General features: G+C 50.3%; 15 protein-coding genes. 7 read left to right on the top strand and 8 right to left on the bottom strand.

Features of this window, described 5'->3' with window-relative positions:
* Window positions 1–31: 31 nt before the first annotated feature.
* Entirely contained in the window at window positions 32–418 is a 387-nt protein-coding gene (locus tag ACSF8W_RS12780) for a hypothetical protein (protein ID WP_500847705.1), read from the top strand.
* Entirely contained in the window at window positions 403–1059 is a 657-nt protein-coding gene (locus ACSF8W_RS12775) for an SUKH-3 domain-containing protein (protein WP_500847704.1), read from the top strand. The genes ACSF8W_RS12780 and ACSF8W_RS12775 overlap by 16 nt, the downstream gene beginning before the upstream one ends.
* 114 nt (window positions 1060–1173) lie before the next feature.
* Here the strand turns inward: ACSF8W_RS12775 and ACSF8W_RS12770 are convergent, their stop codons facing one another.
* Genes ACSF8W_RS12770 through ACSF8W_RS12760 form a run of 3 tightly spaced genes read right to left on the bottom strand, consistent with a single transcriptional unit; the run spans window position 1174 to window position 3691 of the window.
* A complete protein-coding gene (locus ACSF8W_RS12770; protein ID WP_428480106.1) occupies window positions 1174–2133 on the bottom strand; it encodes a DMT family transporter in 960 nt (319 codons plus the stop codon).
* Between the two features lie 53 nt (window positions 2134–2186).
* Complete coding sequence (locus tag ACSF8W_RS12765) at window positions 2187–3362, bottom strand: UxaA family hydrolase (protein WP_500847703.1); 1176 nt, start codon at window positions 3360–3362, stop codon at window positions 2187–2189.
* Entirely contained in the window at window positions 3362–3691 is a 330-nt protein-coding gene (locus tag ACSF8W_RS12760) for a UxaA family hydrolase (RefSeq protein ID WP_500847702.1), read from the bottom strand. The genes ACSF8W_RS12765 and ACSF8W_RS12760 overlap by 1 nt, the downstream gene beginning before the upstream one ends.
* A gap of 521 nt (window positions 3692–4212) precedes the next feature.
* Between ACSF8W_RS12760 and ACSF8W_RS12755 the strand changes: the two genes are divergently transcribed.
* On the top strand, window positions 4213–4668 hold the full coding sequence (locus tag ACSF8W_RS12755; protein WP_500847701.1) for a hypothetical protein: 456 nt from the start codon (window positions 4213–4215) through the stop codon (window positions 4666–4668).
* Between the two features lie 123 nt (window positions 4669–4791).
* On the opposite strand, the gene ACSF8W_RS12750 is transcribed toward ACSF8W_RS12755, so the two are convergent.
* Together ACSF8W_RS12750 and malX are read right to left on the bottom strand one after the other, a co-directional pair.
* Window positions 4792–5967: a MalY/PatB family protein gene (locus tag ACSF8W_RS12750; protein WP_500847700.1), complete on the bottom strand. Its 1176-nt coding sequence runs from the start codon at window positions 5965–5967 to the stop codon at window positions 4792–4794.
* 187 nt (window positions 5968–6154) lie between these two features.
* The gene (malX, locus tag ACSF8W_RS12745; RefSeq protein WP_500847699.1) at window positions 6155–7726 is read right to left on the bottom strand and encodes a maltose/glucose-specific PTS transporter subunit IIBC; all 1572 of its coding nucleotides are present in this window, start codon (window positions 7724–7726) and stop codon (window positions 6155–6157) included.
* Between the two features lie 309 nt (window positions 7727–8035).
* Here malX and malI point away from each other — a divergent pair, with 309 nt between their 5' ends.
* Both malI and ACSF8W_RS12735 read left to right on the top strand, forming a co-directional pair.
* Entirely contained in the window at window positions 8036–9058 is a 1023-nt protein-coding gene (malI, locus tag ACSF8W_RS12740; RefSeq protein ID WP_500847698.1) for a Mal regulon transcriptional regulator MalI, read from the top strand.
* A gap of 121 nt (window positions 9059–9179) precedes the next feature.
* On the top strand, window positions 9180–12578 hold the full coding sequence (locus ACSF8W_RS12735; RefSeq protein ID WP_500847697.1) for a mechanosensitive ion channel domain-containing protein: 3399 nt from the start codon (window positions 9180–9182) through the stop codon (window positions 12576–12578).
* Window positions 12579–12685: 107 nt separating this feature from the next.
* Here the strand turns inward: ACSF8W_RS12735 and ACSF8W_RS12730 are convergent, their stop codons facing one another.
* Complete coding sequence (locus ACSF8W_RS12730; RefSeq protein WP_500847696.1) at window positions 12686–13336, bottom strand: GntR family transcriptional regulator; 651 nt, start codon at window positions 13334–13336, stop codon at window positions 12686–12688.
* A 386-nt stretch (window positions 13337–13722) separates the two neighbouring features.
* Here ACSF8W_RS12730 and rsgA point away from each other — a divergent pair, with 386 nt between their 5' ends.
* Window positions 13723–14769 carry a ribosome small subunit-dependent GTPase A gene (gene rsgA / locus ACSF8W_RS12725; protein ID WP_500847695.1) on the top strand — a complete coding sequence of 349 codons (1047 nt, stop codon included), beginning with the start codon at window positions 13723–13725 and terminating at the stop codon, window positions 14767–14769.
* 178 nt (window positions 14770–14947) lie between these two features.
* Complete coding sequence (locus ACSF8W_RS12720) at window positions 14948–16000, top strand: M15 family metallopeptidase domain-containing protein (protein ID WP_500847694.1); 1053 nt, start codon at window positions 14948–14950, stop codon at window positions 15998–16000.
* A 95-nt stretch (window positions 16001–16095) separates the two neighbouring features.
* On the opposite strand, the gene ACSF8W_RS12715 is transcribed toward ACSF8W_RS12720, so the two are convergent.
* Entirely contained in the window at window positions 16096–16800 is a 705-nt protein-coding gene (locus ACSF8W_RS12715) for a phospholipase D-like domain-containing protein (protein ID WP_500847693.1), read from the bottom strand.
* Window positions 16793–21766, bottom strand: coding sequence for a DNA repair ATPase (locus ACSF8W_RS12710; protein WP_500847692.1), 4974 nt, complete (start codon window positions 21764–21766; stop codon window positions 16793–16795). Before ACSF8W_RS12710 ends, ACSF8W_RS12715 begins: the two co-directional genes overlap by 8 nt.
* Window positions 21767–21820 lie beyond the last annotated feature (54 nt).

The following is a 21820-nucleotide window of genomic DNA, read 5'->3' as shown; positions in this document are numbered from 1 at the left end:
AGGTTTTGTTGTCATCATTAAGAATGAATTGATGAAATTTGAATTTGTTGTACGTAGCAGATTTTGTTCACCTTTCCCTGGTTGTATCAACGAGTCACCACTACATCCTAATTACGATCCTGTCTCGCAAGTGTTATCCGATGATGGCGGATTAGGGCTAGAGCATATGCGAGATTGGGCAGGTGAAGGGGCGAAAAATCTCAGTTTAGTCATGAGTGGTGAACTTGATAGTTATGAGTGGGGAGGAGAGATGTATTCGGCGGAGATGAATAAGCATATCACACGTATTTATTGTCAGCTTGATGATGATATTTATTCTGATATTGAGACCGTTCGATTTTTTAAACTCTTTATGGCATGGAAGCAGTTTATTGACCAACCACTGGCTATCGGTATGAGACAGTGTGTAGAGCTTTAAAAGCGGATGATCAATGTGCAGGGGCTGGTGTGGATGGAATATCTATGAGGATGGAGATGGTTTCGGAAAGGACAACGAATTGTGAAAAAAAGTATGACGATTATTTGAATGCGGTAGGTTGGTACTCTGAACGCCAAGTTGAATTACCTAATGAATATTCACATTATTCAATGAGTGATACAGCAAAGAATATTATAGCTAATTTAGATGGCTTGATCCTTGAAACTGATACACAAGAAAGAACATTGATTCTTGATAGTGATGATTTTGATTGTTCACATGAATATATAGATGAGGCTAATGATGATTATCATCTTTCTTTCAATTTCTATCCGTTAGGTGTGATGTCTGAGTTTTCTGGTTATATATTTATAGATGACCATGGTAATTTTTATCTATTATGTGGAGAACTCTATTTCTTGGGAGCTAATTTACAGGAATTTGTTCAGGCTGTTATTTTAGGAGAAAGAGATTGGATAGCCATTGATTATCCTGATAGTAGCATGTGTTCCAAACATCCTAATGGAAGTGAGCGTTATTTGAGTCAAGGGTTACGACGAACCCTTTTCAATGCGAATGAATCTGCACCATGGTTGTACGATGTAAACATTGGATTGATCCCATATCCAATTGAAAAATAATAATTTCCATATGAACAAGTTTCTTCATGCATGCCGAATGCATATGGAACGCTTCAAAGCAGAAAAAAAGGCTGCCAGTGCGAACACTGACAGCCTTTTGACGACAACGCGTTATTACGCTGCGGCAGCGTCTGCCACAGGCTTTTTCTTCATGAATTTGTCACCACCGGTGTAGATACACAGTGCGATAACCACGGTCACAACGCCTGCTAGCTTCTGCAGCGTGATCGTTTCACCCAGCAGGAAGTACGCCACGATCATTGCGAATAGCGGCAATACGTTCAGTGCCATGGTGGTGATAACCGCATCTTGTGTTTTCAGTGTTGCCAGTTCCCATACGGCGTAAGCGAAACCAGAGCACAGTAGGCCCAGCGCCAGGATACTGCCTAGGTGCTTGCCGTTCTCAACCAAAACACTTGCAGAGCTGAAGTCAGCGCCTGTGAAGATACCCAGAATCAGGAGTGCCACCGTTGCAGACGCAAACTGGTAGAAGCTGCTTGAGTACAGGTCGTAACGTGAGTTCAAGTCAGAACCGAATTTACCCAAAATGTAGTTGTAGGTCACGAAGCCCAGTACACCACACAGCGCGAACAAGTGGCCAAGATTGATGCCTTGGATTTTGTTCGATGGATCGTACGCGATGATACCGGCACCCACGAGCGATAGTACAACCGCGAACACTTTGGGTGCTGTTGGCTTGATTTTATCAATCACAAACACCGCCGCCATAGTCAGGAACGGTGCCATGCCGTTGATCACGCCGATCTCACCAGACGAGGTGTACTCGTACGCCAAAATGGTGAAGTAGAAGAACACGGCCTGTGCCGAGATACCCGCAGCCATTAGCAGGAAGGCATCTTTCTTGCTCTGGATCTTCTTCAGTGTGTGTTTTTTAGAGAACATAAACACAGCCACAAAACACAGTGTTGCGATCGCATAACGTGCGATAGCCAGTACAACAGGGTCAAGTTTACCGGCCAGTACGCCACCCAGTGGGAACGACGCGCCCCATAGTGCCGCACAAATAAGCGCAAGGGTTAAGCCAAGTGATTTATTCGGAGTAGCATTACTCATTTTTTTTATCTCATAGAAAGGGGCTGTTTCGCCCCTTTGAAACGCAACGGTGATTATTGAGGGCAGATCTGAATGACGTGCTCTAAACGCTGATCTTTCTGGTACAGCGACGCATACGCGTAACCCACACCTTCAAGGTTGGTTGTTGCACCGTTGGCCACGTTGAACACTTTATCGATGATCGTGTTCGATACATTGTCGATCGTGTCTGTCGCATCCATGATGCCGCAGGCATTGATGTCCATGTCTGCTGTGATCAAAGAGCTGTTACCGGATACGCGAATAACCGGCACGATAGAGTTATTGAAACCCGCTGCGCCCGCTGTCCATAGGATCAACTGACAACCCAGAGAGGCAAAGTGCATTGCCGCGCCACCACATAGCATGGTGGTTTCTGTCAGGTAGAAACCTGGCGTGGTTGGCTTTTCACGGTGAAGGTGGTTAATGCGCAGGCAGTCCTGAATAGGACGAGTGCCTGTTTTGTGCATCGCACCTTGTGATTTTTCATCGATTGTTGTCAGGCCACCGACGCTGTTACCGATAGACATGGTTTCCGTGCCTTCGATCACGTGCCAGCGCTGCAAATCTTCACCGATCAAACGCGCGATTTTCTCGCCCACTTCAGGGGTCACAGAACGTGCTTTTAGGATCTCTTCACAGCCCAGCAACTCAAGCAGTTCACCCGCCATGGTGGTTGCGCCCATATCGACAAGCTTGTCAGAGGCCGCGCCCACAGAAGGGTTAGACGCAAGACCGCTTGAGGTATCAGAACCGCCACACTTAATACCGATGCGCAGCGCAGAAACAGGCGCATCAATACGCTCAATGCTATCCGCGTAAGCTTTTAGCTCTTTTGCCAGCGCAATACCATCTTTAATGGTTTCGACCGTCCCTTTGTTCTTGATCACCGTGAGGGCATGAACAGGCAGGCCTTCTTTACGCACGGGTTCTGCAATCATTTGTGGGTCGATAGAACCACAGCCCATGGCGATAACCAGCACGCCTGCAATGTTCGGGTTGGTTGCTGTGTGAATGATCGTATCGATCATCTCTTCATTGCCGCCGTACATGCAGGTGTAGTGGTTGGTTACAACAACAGAATCATCGATTTCTTTGCTGATGTTACGCGCAATACCTTCACAGCACTCATCAATCGCCACGATCAGGACGTTGTTACGAATGCCGAAAGAACCGTTCGGACGCGGGTAACCTTTGAATGTCGTTGTCATTATTGTTCGATTCCCATTTGTTTGATGATTTCTTCGATGATGGATTCAGGAATGTCCAGACGTTCACTGCGAACATTCTGAACATGAACAAGTTGACCAAGCGGGATCTCAACAATCGACTTACCGATTGAGTGGCCACATTTCAAAATGTGTTCCCCACTCGCGATGTTGCCAAGCGCGATCTTGTTACCGAACGTGATTTTTTGCAGTGCTGTGATTTCTGCGATCACTTCGTTATCCGCTGAAATAATTTCAACGGATGCATGTTTTTCTACGTCGCCCAGTAGCGTTGCAACGTTATCTGTAGGAGAAAGTGTAATGGCTTTCATTGCGTGCTTCCAAAGTGTTAATTGTCTCATTGTCGGACAATCGGCATTATACAGTCGAACAAACGACAAAATATGACAAATGTCACATTTTTTGGCTGTCTTTTGAAACAACTTAAAATGTGGGCTGGACAATGGGATGGGAAAAGTGCGTATGAAAGGTGTGATTTTAAGTTCAAGGTGCTGATTTATATGAAATATAAAATTGACGTTTTGATGTGGGTGGATTGGGGAGATAGCGAATATCTTTGATGAAAGTTGTGAACAACATCACGTATTGTGTAGGTGTTGCATGGTTTCTGCATGGATAGTGCGTTAAACGGGCATCGCTTACTCATCGTGTTGCATTTTGAGGTTTTTTTCGCGCTGTCGCCGCTTCGGGCTGTGGGAACCAGAGTGTGTACTGTTGCGTGCGGTTTATTGTTATTTTTCAGGTTGTTAATAATGAAAGCTAAGAGTGCAGCTATAGTGTTTTCATGGTGGCGAGGTATGATCAGTGTTTTGCCGTCACAGGATGTTTTACCGTGAAAAAGATAATCGCTCCCCTTATGTTCACCCTTTTGGCGGGCTGTTCGGCCACCACCAACCTTGATGCGATTCAATCTGATGTGTCTATTCAGGTGAATGATAAACCGCAGTTTATGCTTGAGACGCAGCCTGAGCAGACCTATTCCACCACCAGTTTTGGCCAGTATCAGTTTAAGTTGGAATCGGAAGGCCACGAGCCGATGTACGGGTTAATGCCGTTGAAATTCAACGGGGGCTACTTAGCCGCAGACATTCTTTTCTTTGCCCCGGCGATGTTTTTTAACCTGCGCGAAGTCTTCCCTTACTACCAGTTTGATCTCGAGCACAAAGAGATCCGCTACAAGAAAAACATCGAAGATAGCTGGACGGTGTATAAACCGGATGCAGCCGAAGTGAATCGTGCAAAAGCGTATTTTGAAAAGCGTGATAATTACGTCATGAAAGCACAGTGATGAAAAAACCGCCTGAAAGGGCGGCTTTTTATTGTGGCCCACCCACATAAATCATCACTGCCCCCACCCAACTTGCGGTCAGCAATAAAGAGGAATGAAGAAAAATAAAGAGGAATAAGTCGCTTAGCCTTGCTGCAGCTGCTTAATCGCACCGATCAGCGCATGCACGCCCGCTTCCACTTTGCTGCGCGGACAACCCACATTAAGTCGGACGTAGCCTTTCCCTTCTGGGCCGTAGGTATCGCCACGCATGATCGCCACTTTGTAGTCTTTGATCAGCACTTGCTGCAAGGCATCCATGTCGATGTTGAGCGGGTTAAGATCAATCCACGCCAAATACGTCCCTTCCGGTACTTGATAGCCAATTGCTGGACAGTGTTGATGCAGTTGCTCAGCCACAAAGGTCAGGTTTTGGAGCAGGTAAGTTTTCAGGGCATCCAACCATTCGCCGCCCTCGCGGTAAGCCGCAATATGCGCAATAACTCCAAGAATGGATGGTGATGACAGCCCATGTGCCGCCTTGAGTTGGTTCAGGTAGGCCGCTTTTGCATCGGGATCCGCAATCACGGCATACGCGCCGGTCAGCGCCGGAATGTTGAACGATTTTGACCCCGAACTGACGATTGCCCAGTGCTGATCAACTGCGACCTGTGACCACGGGATATACGGCTTAAACGCCATGTCCATGTGGATGTCGTCAGAAATCACTTTCACCCCGTGTTGGTGGCAAATGGCCGCCATGCGTTTCAGCTCGTCTTCGCTCCATACGCGGCCTGTCGGATTGTGTGGGCTGCATAGCAGTAACACTTTACAGTCAGGGCGGGCGGCTTGGGCTTCAAATTGCGCCCAGTCGATGGCATAGCCGTCAGCAGTTTTGAGCAGCGGGCTGGCAAGCAGTTCACGGTGGTTGGCGGTCAACATATTGCCAAAGGCATCGTAGGCAGGGGTGTGTACCAATACACCGTCACCCGGTGCCGTCCACTGATTTACCAGTTGTGCGATGATATAAATCACCGACGGGCCATACACCACGGCATCGCTGTCTAGCGGTGCGTGGTAGCGAGTGGCAAACCAGTCAGTAATCGCATGCTTGAAGTCGTCGTGATTCCAGCGGCTGTAACCGAGTACACCGTGGCTTAAGCGGGTTTGTAAGGCGTCGAGGATGCAGGGCGCGGTTTCAAAATCCATATCGGAAATGGTGAACGGCAATAAGTCGGCTTCGCCAAAGCGATCTTGCACATAATCCCACTGGGTGCAGTAGGTACCGTAGCGGTTAACCGGCGTGGAAAAATCAAACATAACAACCTCTGAATAACGTTGTGCGGATTGGTCGTTGCCCTAAACGGGAGGACAGTATCGAACCGCGTGGAACCGTGTGTTGGAAAGGCCAACATCTATCGCAATGGACACTTAGCAAAAAGCCCAGTGCGATAGGAAGCGGCAAAACGGGAAGCTGTCGCTTCCCGTTGGTTGATGAGCGTGGCAATTATGCCGGTAATAGCCCTTGGATTTCGTTTTTCACTAAGTGAACTTGTGGGCCAATGACCACCTGCAGGTTGTGTTCATCGAGTTTCACCACACCAATTGCACCGTTGGCTTTCAGTACCACATCATTAACCAATGACATGTCTTTCACTGACAGGCGTAGACGGGTGATACAGTTATCTAGCGCAAGGATATTATCCGCACCGCCGAGTGCACCCAGAATGATGTCACCTTTGTAGCCAGAGGTTTTCTCGCCGGCTACTGCTGCGGCAATTTGCTCTGCGGTTTCAATTTCACGGCCCGGTGTTTTCAAGTTGAAGCGTGTGATGGCAAAGCGGAAGACGAAGTAGTACACCACAAACCAGATACCCGCGATAACCGGTACCAAGTACCACTTCGTTGCGGTGCCTTGCAGGATACCGAAGATGAAGAAGTCGATGATGTTACCGTCAGTGTTACCGATAGTGACATCCAGCAGGCCCATCACCATGAAGCCAACACCCGTCAGGATAGCGTGAATCAGGTACAGTGCAGGTGCCACGAACAAGAACAAGAATTCAAGCGGTTCGGTGATACCACCTACCACACACGCCACCACACCAGATAACAGCAGTGCTTTCACTTTACCGCGGTTTTCAGGGCGAGAGCAGTGGTACATCGCCAGTGCGGCACCCGGCAAGCCACCTAGGAACGCAGGCATTTTACCCTGTGACAAGAAGGCTGTTGCAGAGGAAGAGAAGCCATCGGTTGTTGAGCAAGACAGTTCTGCGTAGAAGATGTTCAGCGCGCCGCTAACAGTATTGCCACACACATCAAGAGTACCACCGGCTTCGGTGAAGCGGATCAGGGCAACTAAAATATGGTGAAGACCGAATGGCAGAAGCAAACGCTCACCGGCACCGAACAAGAAGGGGCCGAATGGACCTGCGTGAGAAATACCGGTGCCAACGCCGTTAATCGCGGCAGCAAAGTAAGGCCAAATCAGTGGGACAACCAAGCCAACCAGACCCAGTACAAGGGTTGTGATGATAGGCACGAAGCGGGCACCACCGAAAAACGCCAATGCGTCAGGCATTTTGTAGGTGTAGAAACGTGCGTGCAGTTTTGCCACGATAATACCGACGATCACCGCACCCAGAATACCGGTATCGATAGATTGGGTACCGAGAATCGACTTCACACCGTACGCCGCTTCTTGCTCGGCATTGCCCAGCACGCCCGCTACTGTCAGGTAGAAGTTGATTGATAGGTTAAGGGCAGCATAGCCGACGAAACCGGCAAAGGCGGCAACCCCTTTTTCTTCACGTGCCAGACCCAGTGGAATGGCGACCGCGAACATCAGAGGTAGGTAGATAAAGGCGACCAGACCAATTTTGGTCATCCACATGAACAGCATCTGAAGTGGCATGATATCCAAAAATGGCATGCTCTCTTTCACTGCGGTGCTCGATAACGAACTGCCGATCCCAAGCAAAATACCAGAGAAGGCCAACAAAGCGACCGGTAGCATGAACGTTTTTCCAAGGCTTTGGAAAAATTCCCACAAGGTACTTTTCTTCGATGAGTGAGACATATGGATAACCCCTATCCGTATTATTGTTGTGAGTAGAGTAGATAAAACGTTTTATCAAAATCATTTAAAAAAACGCGGAGGCAACGGTGGATAATGTCTGCACTCAACGCGGTATTGCTTTCGATAAAATAATGATAAAACGTTTTACCTAATGGTTTCGCCACGTGGATCACGAAAATACGCTCTGTTTAATCGGGTGATTTAAAGTGTGATCGAGGTAAAAGTGTGAAAGGGAAGGTAGAACGTTTTACTTGGGTGTAATATGCTTTGGATATCTTATCTTCCCACTTGCTTTGATACGAACAGCTAATGAGCCAGAAGAAAATCAAAATTACCGATGTGGCCGAGTATGCCGGTGTGTCTGTGTCGACCGTGTCGCTGGTCTTAGGCAACAAAGGGCGGATCTCCGAGGCGACCATCACAAAGGTCAATGAGGCGATCAAAACCCTGGGGTACGTCCGTAATGAAGCGGCGGCCAATTTGCGTTCCAACCAGTCCAATCTGATCGGGCTGGTGGTCAAAGACATCACCGATCCGTTTTATACCGAGATCACGGCGGGCTTTAGCCAAGCTCTGGAAAAACAGGGCTACATGTTATTTCTGGCCCAATACGGGGATTCGCCAGCGCGGTTGGAACACTGTATTCAGTCGATGATCCAGCAGGGCGTTGCCGGTGTGGCTTTCAGTCCACTGCGCGGCGCCAGTCAAGGGGTATTAAAAATGCTCGGTGATGCGGGGGTGCCCGTGGTGTGTGTAGCGCGCGCCAGTGTGAACGATGAGGTGGATTTTGTGGTGCCGGACAATAGCCAGTCGGCAAAAAAGGCGACCTTGCACCTGATCGAACAAGGACACCGCCACATTGCCTATGTCGGCGGACAAGGGGACTCCTTGACCCGGGCCGAACGTATCGGCGGCTATTGCACGGCGTTGATCCAATACGGTTTGCCGTTCAAAAATGAATGGGTCATCGAATGTGAAGGCACCCAGACGGCAGCAGCACACGCGGTGCAGGCATTGTTAGTGCAGCACCCAAAAATTACCGCGATTCTGTGTCACCGTTCAGCGGTGGCATTGGGGGCGGTGTACGGGGTGCAACGGGCTAACCGCAGTGTCGGGCGGGACAATTACATCGGCCAGCAAGTGGCGCTGTTAGGGTTTGATGATGTACCGGAAGCCGAACTGACGCACCCTCCGCTCACGTTTATGTCATCGACCGCGCAAGCCATTGGTGAGCAGGCGGGGCAGCGATTACTTCAACGGATGAAACAACCGGTGCAGAACACCGAGAAAGTGGTGCTGCCTTCCACCTTGATCATTCGCGGCTCGGCGTAATGCCTACATGTTGGCATCGAAACGGGAACATTTAAACGCTAACATTTAAACCCTAACACATTGATATGCATCGAAAGCGACTACACTTGAGAGTAACCACTCTTGAGGGCAGGGATCGATCATGTGGACAGGGATGCAGCGCGGCAAACACAGCTACAGTGGTGGCAGACAACCCGGCGTATTATGGCCATGGCGGCCATGTCGCTTCATCATCGTGTGGCGACTGTGCATCGCGTGTTTGTTGATGATGACAGGCCTTGGCAGCACCGTACAGGCTGCTGACTTGCCTGATCGTAGTTATGTTGACGCAGAAATTCGCCGTTTGTCTGCCGTCGATCCGCCAGACACGGAGCTGATTGGAAAATACCGATCCCTGTCACTGACACTGAAAAACATCAAAAAGCTCACTGATGAGCAAACCACGTTCAAATCCCAGATCACCCAATACCCCCATCAGCAGGCCGTGTTTACCGAGCAAATCGAACAAGCACGATCACTCGACCTGTTTAAAATCAACACCCTCAGCAGTTATGACGATCTGACACAGGCTTTGGCCTCTTTGCGGGCGGCGGTCAGTGAGTGGCGCGCCACATTAAAAACCAACGCTGAAAAACTGAATACATTGGATGCTTCGCGCCTGACATTGCCTAAACAGATTGTGGCGCTCAATAACCAAATTGATGAAGCAGCGTTGGTGAATAACGACACGGCAGATCAGTTTCAACAATGGTTAGCGTTGGCCAATCAACGTTATTTGGTGTTGCAGAAAAGCTTATTGGTGTTACAGCAGAAAACACTGGAAGAACGGGACGGCTTACTGAAACTGGAACAGCAGTTACTGACGACCCGTATTCAACTGGCCACGCCGATCCAAATTACGTTGCAAAACAGGTTGGCACAGGTGGAGCAAGATTCCGCCAAAGCCATGATCCTGCAAGCAACGCAGTTAGAAAGTCTGTATGGCGAAGAGGGGGTCGTGACCGATTCGGATACGCAAAAAGACATAGCCACTAGTCAGGTTTTGGCCAAAGAGTTGGAACACGTGCTGGTAGAGATTGAAAATGCGCGCCGTAAAAGCCAGCAGTTTGAAGCCGAACGCCAGTTATTGTCAGATGAGCAACGGCTGATCAAAGAGAATCTTGATTGGTTGCGGCAAAGCACAGCCTTTGGTGCGTCATTACGGGCGCAATTGCAACGTTTACCGCAACATATTGGTGACAGTAATGTGCCTGATGCGATTGCTCAAAGCCATATTCGTATCTATGAAATCAGCCAATTGCGCAACCGCATGGCGACTGAAATTGCCGCTTCAGCACGGCCAAGTGATGCCGCGTTGGCCGCCGATCCGCAGAAAAATGCCCGTTATCATGTGCACCAGTTTCGCCGTGAATTGCTCACCCGGTTAGGGGAAGAATACGACAAGCTCATTGTCGAATTAGGGCGGTTACAAGTGGTGAAAACCCTGTATCAAAGTGAGATAGATAAAGAGCGGGTGTTCCTGCGTGAACAACAATTGTGGATCCGCAGTAATCCCCCGCTATGGCGCAGTATTGCCCGTTGGCAGGCGGTGCAATGGGACAATATTGTGCCTTCGTTGCAAACCACGTTCAGCACCTTTCCCGTCGCACAACGGTATTGGGCACTCGCCGCGGTTGTGCTCTATAGTGTCGCTTGTTGGTTTGTGTATATGGCGTTATCGAAGCGAGACAATGCGGTAAGTGACAAGGCGAAAAAAGTGCTGGGTCACCCGATTAAAGATCGGTTCAGTCACACCATGGCGTTGGTGTCTCTCTCGATGCTGCAAGCGCTGATTTTGCCATCATGGTTTGTATTAATGACACTGGGGATGCATTGGCTGTGGCCGGCAGCCATGGCGGCAGATCTTTCCTCGTTAGTCTTAACCAGTGCGTTTGGGGTGTTTGTGGTGGAGTGGATCTATCAACTCACCAAACAGGGAGGCGTGTTAAACCAGCATTTGCGCTGGCCAGAAGAAATCTGTACCTGCCTGCATCAGGCCATCTGCCGTCTGCGATGGGTATTTGTGGTGTTACTGTGGTCCATTTATGTCACCGAATGGGTGTCAGGACAAAGTGCGTCAGAGTTATCGCGGTTACTGTTTATCTTGTTGATCGGCAGTATGTTGTACATTTACAGCTTATTGCTAAAACACAAACATTTACCGGCGGTGATGCCGTCACCGTTGAATCATCGTTGGGCATTATGGGTAACCCAAGCCCTGTTGGTCGGCTCGCTGCTTGCCATTATTGTGGTGGCCGCGATGGGATACTATTTGGCCGCGTGGATTTTATTGACCTATCAACAAGCCAGTTTGTTTATTGTGCTGGGGGTGTTGATGGCGTATCAGTTGGGCGAGCGGTGGTTCAAGCTAGAGCATCGTCAGCTTAATTACCAACGCTTGCTGGCGCGGCGTGAAGAGCTGATTGCCCAGCAGCGTGAGCAAGCAGAGCAAGATCCTGAGCTGGCTGATTTACGGGAAGAGCTGCCAGACGTGGAGGAGAGTGGGCTGGATGCGGAGCAGATCAGTGAGCAGTCACTCACCTTGCTGCGTGGTTTATCACTGATTGGATTTGTCATTGCTATGCTCACCTTGTGGTCGAGTGCGCTAGAAATGGCGCGCTGGCTTGATAGGGTGGTGGTATGGCAAGTAAGCGAGATGGGGGAAGGCGGCATTGTGGTGGTGGACATCACCCTGCAAGCCTTGCTCTATGCCTTAATTGTGGTGATGGTTACGGTGATTGCCGTGCGCAATTTGCCCGGTTTGCTGGAATTGCTGGTGTTACGACGATTGGATCTCGCGCCCGGCACCGGGTACGCCGTCACGACCTTGATCCGGTATTTGCTGGTGATGGTGGGGGTACTCAGTGCGTGTTCGATTGTTGGGGTGCAGTGGTCGAAGTTGCAATGGCTGGTGGCGGCGTTTGGGGTCGGGTTGGGGTTTGGTTTGCAGGAAATTTTCGCCAATTTCATCTCGGGCTTGATCATATTGTTTGAACGGCCGATTCGCATTGGGGACATTGTGACGATTAACGATCTCTCCGGTACGGTGAGCAAAATCAAGACCCGCGCCACTACCATCATTGATTGGGACAACAAAGAAATTGTCGTGCCCAATAAATCGTTTTTGACGGAAAAACTGATCAACTGGTCGCTCACCGATCCCATCACCCGCATCGTGATCCCGATTGGGGTGGCCTATGGGTCAGATGTCGATAAGGTGGAGAAGTTACTTTACCAAGTGGCCAATGAGCATCCGTTGGTGCTGAAAGAGCCGTCACCGACGGTGTTCTTTTTGGCGTTTGGTGGCAGCAGTTTAGATTTTGAATTACGGGTGTATATCACGGCGATTGATTATCGCTTATCAACCATCCATTTGCTGAACAAAAACATTGATAGTCTGTTTCGTCAGCATCAGATCGAAATTGCTTTTCCGCAGATGGACATTCATGTGCGGGACATGCCCAAAGAGAGCGGGCATTCAACCCCACCAGTACGGGAGTGATGCAGGCTGGGATAAAAACGGTAAGGGATAACACGAATGAAAGTGTGCGCCTGCGAGGGGCAGGCGCGACAGCGTTATTTGTTGTGCAGAAACGGGCGTGAGCGGGATCAGCCTTGCTTGAGCGTGCTGCCCATTTGGGTAAACGGGGTGATGTTAGCTTTGGCTTCTTGCCATGCGCGATCGGCATCACCACTGCAAATGGCGTCGATCATGGCGGCATGACTTAGGCCACTTTGTGCCAAATCGTAATCTTCGTGTGTGATGCTCAAATAGCTTTGCAGCTGGTTGGCGATCTGGCTGTAAATCTTTTCCATGCGCTTGCTGTGGCTGGCTTCAACAATTTTCTTGTGCAGGTTGAAATCCGCTTCACTGATCGCTTGGCTGTCGGTTGGGTTGTTTTCACACAACTGGCAGTAGTCTTGATACAGCTGACGCAGGGCGTCTTTGTCTTGTTCAGAGGCTTTTTCTGCCGCCATGGCCGCTGCTTGGCTCTCTAACGCGACACGTAGGTGGTAAAGCTCCCACAAATCTTCGTCATCCAGCGAGATCACCTGCCAGCCGGCATACGGCTTTTGCACGATCAACCCTTCATGCGCCAGAGAATTTAATGACATGCGCACGGTGCTGCGGGATAGCTCTAGCTCTTTGGCGAGGGTACTTTCCACAATTTTTTCGCCTTGCGCCATTTCACCGTTGACGATTTTCTGGCGAAGGTAGTCGGTCGCTTGTTCTTCCAAGCTTTGTTTATTGATTTTCATGGGTATCAAAGGATCTCTTTGGCGTCATGCCGGTTGCTGGCTTGTTGCTGTCCATACGGATAACGGTTGAGCGTACCGTCCGATATTACGGTTTAATCATATCAGAGTTTGATTTCTATCCGCAGCAGAACGCGATAAAAGCCCGCTGATCGCAGCATATTCCGCCGACTTGTCCTGCGAAAAGCAGGCGAACGTCCAGTGATGTATCACGCATCCCTCAATGGGGAGCGCCCGATGGTTCATGGTGTGTGTGTTTATTCTTCCGTATGGGTCATATTGTCGGAAATATTCAATTATAAACGCGGGAAAGTGGCGTATGCTCAGCAGCATTATGGCGAAGACCGATATGTCTTGCTGTTGTTCTGATTATTGATGGTGAAATACCGATGTCTGATTTATCTCTTACGCTGCCACAACTGGGCTGGCGTCCCTTTTTCCAGCAACAATTGACGTTAGAGGATCTCACGGACTTTACCCTGGGTCGAGTGATTGAACAGCACCGTAGCCATATCGTGGCCATGACAGAGCAGGGGCCGTTATCGTTACTGCAACGCCCAGACAGTGAGCGTGTGTGCGTGGGCGATTGGGTGTTATTCAATGCCGATTTAATCTTGGAACGTGGCCTTGAACGCCAGTCGTTATTTCAGCGTAAGGCGCCGGGATCGAAAGTGGCGACCCAATTGATCGCGGCCAACGTCGACACCGTCATGATTGTCTGCTCACTGAATCATGACTTCAGCCTTAACCGTATTGAGCGTTACATGGCGATCGCCAAAGACGCAGAGGTTGAGCCGGTGGTCATTTTGACCAAAGCGGATCAATGCGAAGACGTCGACGCCTTGCGTATGCAAGTGCAGGGGCTAGACCCTTTGTTAGGCGTGTATGCGGTGAATGCGTTAGACGCCCGTGATATTCAGGTGTTGCACAGCTACTGCAAAACCGGCCGTACGGTGGCGTTTTTGGGTTCATCCGGTGTGGGTAAATCTACCTTGGTCAATGGTTTGCTTGGTGAAGACGCGCAGCAAACCGGTGGTATCCGTGAAGACGACAGCAAAGGCCGACACACCACCACCGGTCGTGCGCTGAAAATGTTGCCACAAGGCGGCTTGCTGATGGATACCCCAGGAATGCGTGAGTTACAACTTAGCGATTGTGAGCAGGGTGTCAGTGAGACATTCAGTGAAATTGCCGCGATGGCGGAGTTGTGCCGTTTCAGTGACTGCGCCCATGACGGTGAACCCGGCTGTGCAGTACAGGCCGCGCTGGTACGTGGCGAGCTCACAGAAAGGCGTTTGGTGAGTTACCAAAAGCTCATGCGTGAACAAGCCCTGAATGGCGCGACCTTGGCTGAAAAACGCGCCAAAGATAAAGCTTTCGGCAAAATGATTAACCGCACCCAACAAACGGCGCGCCACCATAAAAAAGGGTATTAAGCCGAGTTGTTGCAGTAAAAAATGGGGGTGAGACTAAAATGATAACCTGCGTGTTTTCACCCCGTTACCTGCCAGTTTGAGTTATCTCCAAGAACCGTTTCATGGTGTTTTCGCCTTGCGGAAATTACGAGGCAATAAAAATATACTCGATCTTATTTATAATAAGGTGATTGAGTATATGTCCGATTCTTCCCCGCTAAAATTTAAGTTAACGGGCTCTGTTGGGTTGCGGGGACGCAATCTGCCGAAAGATATTCTTACCGTACAAAAAGCCATTAATCATCACCTGTCGTCTTTTAAAACGCGGATCCCCAAACTCGCAGAAGACAGCACATTTGGCTCAAATATCCGACGTTCTAAAACGTTGGCCGCGATCTTTCTGTATCAGACGGAAGTGGTGAAACTGAATAAGCAAGATGGTTTGGTCGCGGTTGATGGACCGACCCACCGTAGCTTTAATAAGCTCACCCCTTTTGCACCCACGGCGACGTTATTTAAATTTCACAATACGCGCTACACATTAGCTCGTCCGAGTATGACACTGGCGGCGTGCTTGGCGACCCTGCCGAACAATATCCGTCCTGAGCTGAAAGTGGCCGCCACCAAAGTGGTCACCGACATGTACGGTTACGGGATCGCTATGGGATGCAAAGACTTTAATAATACCAACCTTGGCTACCGCAATTTTCACCATCAAGTCTGGGACGCGACGATTCATGGGCCTGGCGAGTCGGCGCATAATTTTGGTTTGGCGGTCGATATTGGTGTGCTTGAGTGGGTTGATACGGAAGGTGTGCATCACGTGTTCGATTTTGATTTGTTTGAAATGGCGCGGATGAAAGCATACAGCGGGTTGCCGGAAAAAATTTGGCATCTACGCAATACCATTTTACCGCATAAGCTCTTTGCTTATACGGGCTCAGCCGGATTGAAACAACCGATGCACATGCAAATGGTGAAGCCCGATCCCAAAGCCTTGTTCTTGTATGGATTGAATACGGCGGTGAAGGGATCCTCGTATCGCTACCGCAATGGCCCGCGAGACACGTATGAAGTGCGTATATCCTCCGGGCCGTGGGTGAATATAGGCAATGCACGTGCGATTTGGTTGGAAGAGTACAGTAGCCCTAACATTTCGGATATGCAGCGCTATTTCATTCATGACCACATGAGACTCTTTGAGTCTAAGGCGCGTAATATGTCAGTGCCGACCCACCTGAAGCTGACATAGCGAAAAAAAGAGAAAGAAAACGCCCCCAAGTGAGTCACTTTCAACGAGAAAGAGGCCGCTTGGGGGCGTTGTTGTTTTAGCGTTGCACGATAAGATTAACGTCCGCGATAGTCCGGGAATTTACGCCATAACCCTTCGAAATGGGTACAAAACGCATCGATATGGCGTTTGTCATCCGTTAAGGTGAGATCTTCTGAGTTAAAACGGGACGCACTGCGTGTCCAGTTGAAACTGCCATTGATCAAGTGCTTCTGATCAAACAACGCGAACTTGTGGTGCATGTGATAATCGGTGTTATCGATTTTGATAGGCAGACCTTGGCGGGCGAGGTAATCAATGTCACTGCCGCTGTCGTTCACTTTGTCGTTGTCGGTGATGATCCGCACTTTCACCCCCCGGTTGTGGGTATCGAGGATCACTTTGGTCAGGTTGTCGTCGGCAATGGTGAACACACAGATGTCGACTGTGGCTGACGCATGCTGCAACTGATGGCAAATCCCGTCAAAACAGGTGCTCCCGGGCGAAAACCAGGATTCCGCGAGCAGGCCAGTCGGTTGCGGACGGGCGTTATCAAATTGTTTGACCACGTGCTCGAGCCATTTTAACGCGATCAGCGGTTCACCGCCGTCACGAATGTGCTGCTGGACATAGCCAAAGGCGCGATTGCGCAGAAACGCGATATCGTCGGGTTGCACATCGGCTTCGCGCAGTTGTGCCGCCAGTTCGCGGCGTTCATTGTTATCGAGTTTGACGTCCTCAAAACTGGCCGCCAACGTTGTTTCCAAGGTGAATTTATTCATGGGTCGCTTTCCTTGCGGGGGCATTGTTACCGAGTAAGGTGTGTGCCACGTGGTTGAGGTTTTGGTTTAAGGTCACCATTTGCTGCACCATTTGCCCTGCACGATCACTGTCGTCACCGGTTTGTTGCTTGCGGCTGTAACCGTCTTTGATTTGCTGCCAGCGGATCTGTTGTTCCGGCGACAGTTCACCGCGTAGTTCGGCCAATTTCAGCAAGTTTTCTTCTGTGCCATTGGTCAGGGTTTGCGCTTCGCCTTGGTAGTGGTCTTGCAACAAGGTTTGCAGCTCATCGTCCGTCATGACGGATGAGATTTTCTCAGCCAGTTTGTTCATGTTTCGGTAAGAACCCTGCAATTTAAACGGCGGTTCTACCCGATAAGCATCGGCGGTCGCGGCTGAGGCAATATACTGCTGGTTCACTTTGAGCACGGTTTGCTGCACGGTCAGCATTTTTTGCAGCGTGCCGACAATGTCATTGGCCTCCGTGGCGGAATACGGGTGGCTCAGGCTGTTTAGCGCGATATTTTCCCCTTGGGCCATGTCAATCAATCGGTAAAGGTCATTCAAATCGCGGGTAGCCAGTGGTGCCAACACGGTGTTGGCCGTCAGGGAGTTTTCGATGAATGATAATTCAAACGCATTCTTCTGATCCGACAGCATGTCACCCAAGTTATAAATGTCGGCACGGTTAGCCAACATGTCCGGGATGGTGAACATATCGCCGGATTCGGTGTACGGGTTCCCCGCCATGACTACCGCAAATTTCTTGCCTCGCATGTCGTAGGTTTTGGTTTGCCCGCGCCAGGTACCTTCCACGCGTCGGGTGCCGTCACAGAGCGAAATGAATTTCTGTAAAAACTCTGGGTGGGTGTGCTGAATATCATCCAAATAGAGCAGAACGTTATTGCCCATTTCAAAGGCGAGGTTGATTTTTTCCACTTCACGCGCGGCGTTTTGATCCGGTGCATCACGCGGATCTAACGAGGTCACATGATGACCCAATGACGGACCATTGATTTTCATGAACACCAAGCCCAGCTTGTGGGCGACATATTCGATCAGGGTCGTTTTACCGTAACCCGGAGGGGAGATCAGCAATAACATCCCCATCAAGTCGGTGCGCTTGTTTTCCCCGAGGGTACCCATTTGCTTGGCCAGGTTATCCCCGATCAGCGGCAGGTAACTGTCACTGATCAGTTTGTTACGGACAAACGAGGTCAGTGGGCGGGGTAAAAACTCGCCTAAGCGGAGTTGCGATTTGGCATCAGAGAGCAGATCAGCACGCTGCTTCAGGTAGGCATCGTACTGTGGGATCGTCTGGTGCTGGTGGTGTGCACAGCGTTGCAAGAATTCATCCAGCACCACGGTCAGGGTTCCGTTGTCCATGCGGGGGTGCTCACCCAGTAAACCTTTGATGGTACTCATCAAAGAAAACTCGACCGCTTTGACGTTGAGCTGCGCCACTTCTTCCTCTGAATCTGTGGCGTCCGATTGCAGCGTGGCGAGCATGGCCGCTTCGGTGATAAAGGCTTGTGCTGATTGATCGCCTTTTTCAGCCGCTTGGTGCGCCGCATACGCGGTGAGCCACTGTTGGTGATCGGCAAAGGCCTCGTGGGTCGGCAGCGGCGGGTTGGTCCAGCCTAAGCTGCGACGGAACGACAGGTACGCTTCGCTCTGTTCAAGGGCATCACGGCTGATGTCGACCGGCAATACCGAGGCCGCCCCTTCATCGGATAAAATGGCAATAGCGTATTCGGCGCATTGCTCTGGGATCGCATTGGCTTGCGGGGCGATCTGATCACGCAGTGCCATTTTCACGCTGTCGAACGCGGTGTTTGACCCTAAATGTTGCTGCATCAAGACCGCATTACGTGCTTGTTGGCACCACACTAAATAGTCTTTGTAACCTAGTGCGGCTAACCACAGCAGGACCGAGGCGCGTTCGGCTTGGCCAAAGCGCAGCAGACCGGCTTGTTCGTAACACGGTAAAATAGCGGCGAGGATCTTCTCGGCATCGTGATCGTGTACCCCTTTCACATACCCTTCGCGGTAGCGTGGGGCGGCAAAGGCTTGGATCTCCGCCAGCAGACGGTTGTCTTTCAGTGCCTGCTGCAAGCCGTCAATGGTTTGGCCGTCTACACGACGCTGGGCAATATCCAGTAGGGCATAGGCCAGATATTCGGCGCGGTACACGGTGGGGCTTTCCGAGGCCACATCCAACGCGGCCATGCCTTGCAGGGCGAGGAAGTCGGTGGATTCGATCGGTTGGTAATACTCGGTACCGGATATGTGTAACGACAACGCATCCTCGTGGGTGACGAGGGTTAAATCCAGCGATTGCTTGTTCACACTGAAACGGTGTTTGCCTAAACGTAGGACGTTGCCGCCTTGCTCAAAAATGTCCTGATTATCACGCAGTGCGCGCAAGGATTGATCCTGCACCGCTTTCAGTTTGCTCTCGACCGCATCGGCTTTCACGCTGTCGCCCAACGAGCGCATTGATTCCGCTAACTGGCGCAGTTTGAGCACCATGTTATCGGTGGCAAAGAAGCTGTTAAGGGCCGCCATATCATCGAAACGGGTGACCCGCTTTTCAATGCTGTTAAAGGTCACGTTGGCCGCTTGGTTAAGGTTCTGTACCCGTCGTTGTTGGGCTGTAATGAGTTGCTGCTTATGGCCTTCTAACGTGGATTGAATTTCGTCACGCTTGGTATAAATCTCGGCCAAAAATTCATCGAAATCGGCAAAGCGGGATTCCAGTTTTTCCAGCAGGCCAATCAGCTTGGCTAACTGATCATCACATTGTTCGGGGGTTTGGGCTTGCTCCATCGCACTGTTGACGGCTTGCGCTAGCAATTTGAACTGCGAGCTAAACTCCGCTTTGGCTTCATTACCGCGCAAGGCTTGATGTTTTTGTCGTAACCGTGCTGACGTGGCATTCAGCATGGAAGAGACTTCGGTGGTGAGGTCGAGAATACGCGTGGCTTGCGTCGGATCATCGGTCTCTATCTCTGCCACTTCTTCGGTAACCAACGCTAACTCAGCCCGCACTTGTTCCGTTTGGGTTTGCAGGGCATTGAGCTCGGCGGTTTTATCCACGGTCTGCAGTTTGTCTTCAATGCCGTTGATCGCCTGTTTGTACGGGCGGTAGGCCTTCTCGTTTTGCAACAGTTCCAGCAGCAACAGGTTCATCGCGTGACGCTGTTCGGCCAAGGTGTCGAGCATCGCTTCGACGGGCGCATCGGGCATGTAGCGGAATTGGCGCAAGGCCATCACGTTGCCCACTTCGGCTTTCAACTCTGCCAACAGGCCAAGCAGTGTGCTGGCTTCATCACGCGGCGCCAATTTAAGGCGACCGATGAGGGCGTTCACTTCCTCGGTTTTGGCAGCGAGTGCAGATTCAGCATGCTGCTGTAACTGACGGACTTTGGCAAATTCATCAATGATAGAATCAGCCGTGCCCATGACGGCCGTGACGGCTTTGTTGAGCCCCAGCGCAGCGGTGTTATCTAACCAGTCGTAATGATCCAAGGTGGTCTGACAGGTTTTCAGTAAGGCTTCAAACGCGTTCTGGCTCACTTCTTCCGTTTGCGCCAATTGGCAAATGGTCAGCAGTGAGGAGAGGGCACGCACGAGTTCACTGTTGCCCAAGTTGGCCAAGAAAGGATCGGCGCCTTGTTTATGTTGCTGGTGATGGTGAGCATATTGCTCTGGCATCATGAACGGGGTGTTCCAAATCCGTAGCGGATGGATGGTTGAGGCTTCCGCATTTTCGGAGACGCGGAACATCAACATGCGGCCATCGGGGTACAAGCTGCAACCGTGGCTATGCATGGGGGCAGAGAAGTTCTTTTCAATCAGGTTATAGACATAAATGACGTAATAACCTTTGTCGACATTAAAGAAGTAGTACAGGACATCTTCGCCGTTAGGGGAGGCGATTTTTTGGAAGAAACGCAGCCCTTGCCACTCACCCTCAAAGTGTTTGTGCTCGCCACCGGATAAAACATACCCGCGGGAATATAATAGGCCGTGTTTTTCGGGCAGGGCTTTGCCGCTGATGCTTAATGCATCGGTACGGGTGACCTGCTGATTAATCGGGTTGTAGACAAAATAGCGTGTCTGTTTTTCACGGTTAGGCAGCACTTTAAGCACGATAAGATCGCCGACAAACGCATAGCTGATTTCAGCATCTGCCACACTTTGATAGGCGTCTTCGACGGGCTCTCGGTATATCCCTTGGCCTTCATCGGTGTTGTTTTCGATCTTGATGGTTAAATCGCCACCGACACACTCAACAAACAATTTATCGGCAATGGAAACATGCGGGTGTTCGCCATTGATGTGATCGTTACGCCCTGTCGCGATCCACTCAAAGTCATGCTGCGGTGCGTCATTGAGCGAGACGTGGCCGAGGCTGTCGAGGTAGCGCACGCCTTTGCCGCTGATTTCAAACCGGAAGACTTTGCGATCTTCTGATCGCATGCCGATTTGGAACGCGATATACAGGATCCCTTCTTGACGGGAAATTTGGGAAAGGCGAGCGTCTTTGTAATAGGTGAAAAGCTCGGAGAATTCATGAATGAATTGGGTGTCATTGAGGAACGATGCCTCAAGTTGCACGGGGTCAAGGCGGTAGGTACCGTCGGTTTCATTCAGGGTATAAACGCCAAAGACATCACTCAGAGATGGGCTGGCTTTTAACCCGACATAGACATGGTAGCCGAACAGAATTTGGCCGTTCACTTGTGCCATATCGACCGGAATACAGCGAGCGTCTGTTTGTACGTTGGCTTTCCCAATCAACGCGAAGTCACTGCCGCCGAAGGTCTGCTGGCGTTTAAGGTTAAATTGCTGGGAAAGGTCTTTTAGGTTTTCGCCTTGTTGGGAAAGACGGGCTTTGAGTACTTCGTAAGCCCCTCCTTCGCTCACGGCATCATCAATCGCATTATGAGTCGTTTCTGTCACTGTCTCATATCCTTAGAGAAGCACACCCTCTAAGCGAGGGTGTGAGGTGATTTA

It is taken from the genome of Photobacterium sp. 270122K, assembly GCF_059941365.1.
This window is presented reverse-complemented; position numbering and strand designations above follow the sequence as displayed.

Excerpts from the sequence above, each read along its gene's own strand:
- ACSF8W_RS12780 (WP_500847705.1), top strand. The coding sequence starts at position 32 with ATGAAATTTGAATTTGTTGTACGTAGCAGATTTTGTTCACCTTTCCCT.
- ACSF8W_RS12760 (WP_500847702.1), bottom strand. The coding sequence starts at position 3,691 with ATGAAAGCCATTACACTTTCTCCTACAGATAACGTTGCAACGCTACTG.
- ACSF8W_RS12750 (WP_500847700.1), bottom strand. The coding sequence starts at position 5,967 with ATGTTTGATTTTTCCACGCCGGTTAACCGCTACGGTACCTACTGCACC.
- ACSF8W_RS12765 (WP_500847703.1), bottom strand. The coding sequence starts at position 3,362 with ATGACAACGACATTCAAAGGTTACCCGCGTCCGAACGGTTCTTTCGGC.
- ACSF8W_RS12720 (WP_500847694.1), top strand. The coding sequence starts at position 14,948 with ATGTCCGATTCTTCCCCGCTAAAATTTAAGTTAACGGGCTCTGTTGGG.
- ACSF8W_RS12715 (WP_500847693.1), bottom strand. The coding sequence starts at position 16,800 with ATGAATAAATTCACCTTGGAAACAACGTTGGCGGCCAGTTTTGAGGAC.
- rsgA (WP_500847695.1), top strand. The coding sequence starts at position 13,723 with ATGTCTGATTTATCTCTTACGCTGCCACAACTGGGCTGGCGTCCCTTT.
- malI (WP_500847698.1), top strand. The coding sequence starts at position 8,036 with ATGAGCCAGAAGAAAATCAAAATTACCGATGTGGCCGAGTATGCCGGT.
- malX (WP_500847699.1), bottom strand. The coding sequence starts at position 7,726 with ATGTCTCACTCATCGAAGAAAAGTACCTTGTGGGAATTTTTCCAAAGC.
- ACSF8W_RS12730 (WP_500847696.1), bottom strand. The coding sequence starts at position 13,336 with ATGAAAATCAATAAACAAAGCTTGGAAGAACAAGCGACCGACTACCTT.
- ACSF8W_RS12735 (WP_500847697.1), top strand. The coding sequence starts at position 9,180 with ATGTGGACAGGGATGCAGCGCGGCAAACACAGCTACAGTGGTGGCAGA.
- ACSF8W_RS12770 (WP_428480106.1), bottom strand. The coding sequence starts at position 2,133 with ATGAGTAATGCTACTCCGAATAAATCACTTGGCTTAACCCTTGCGCTT.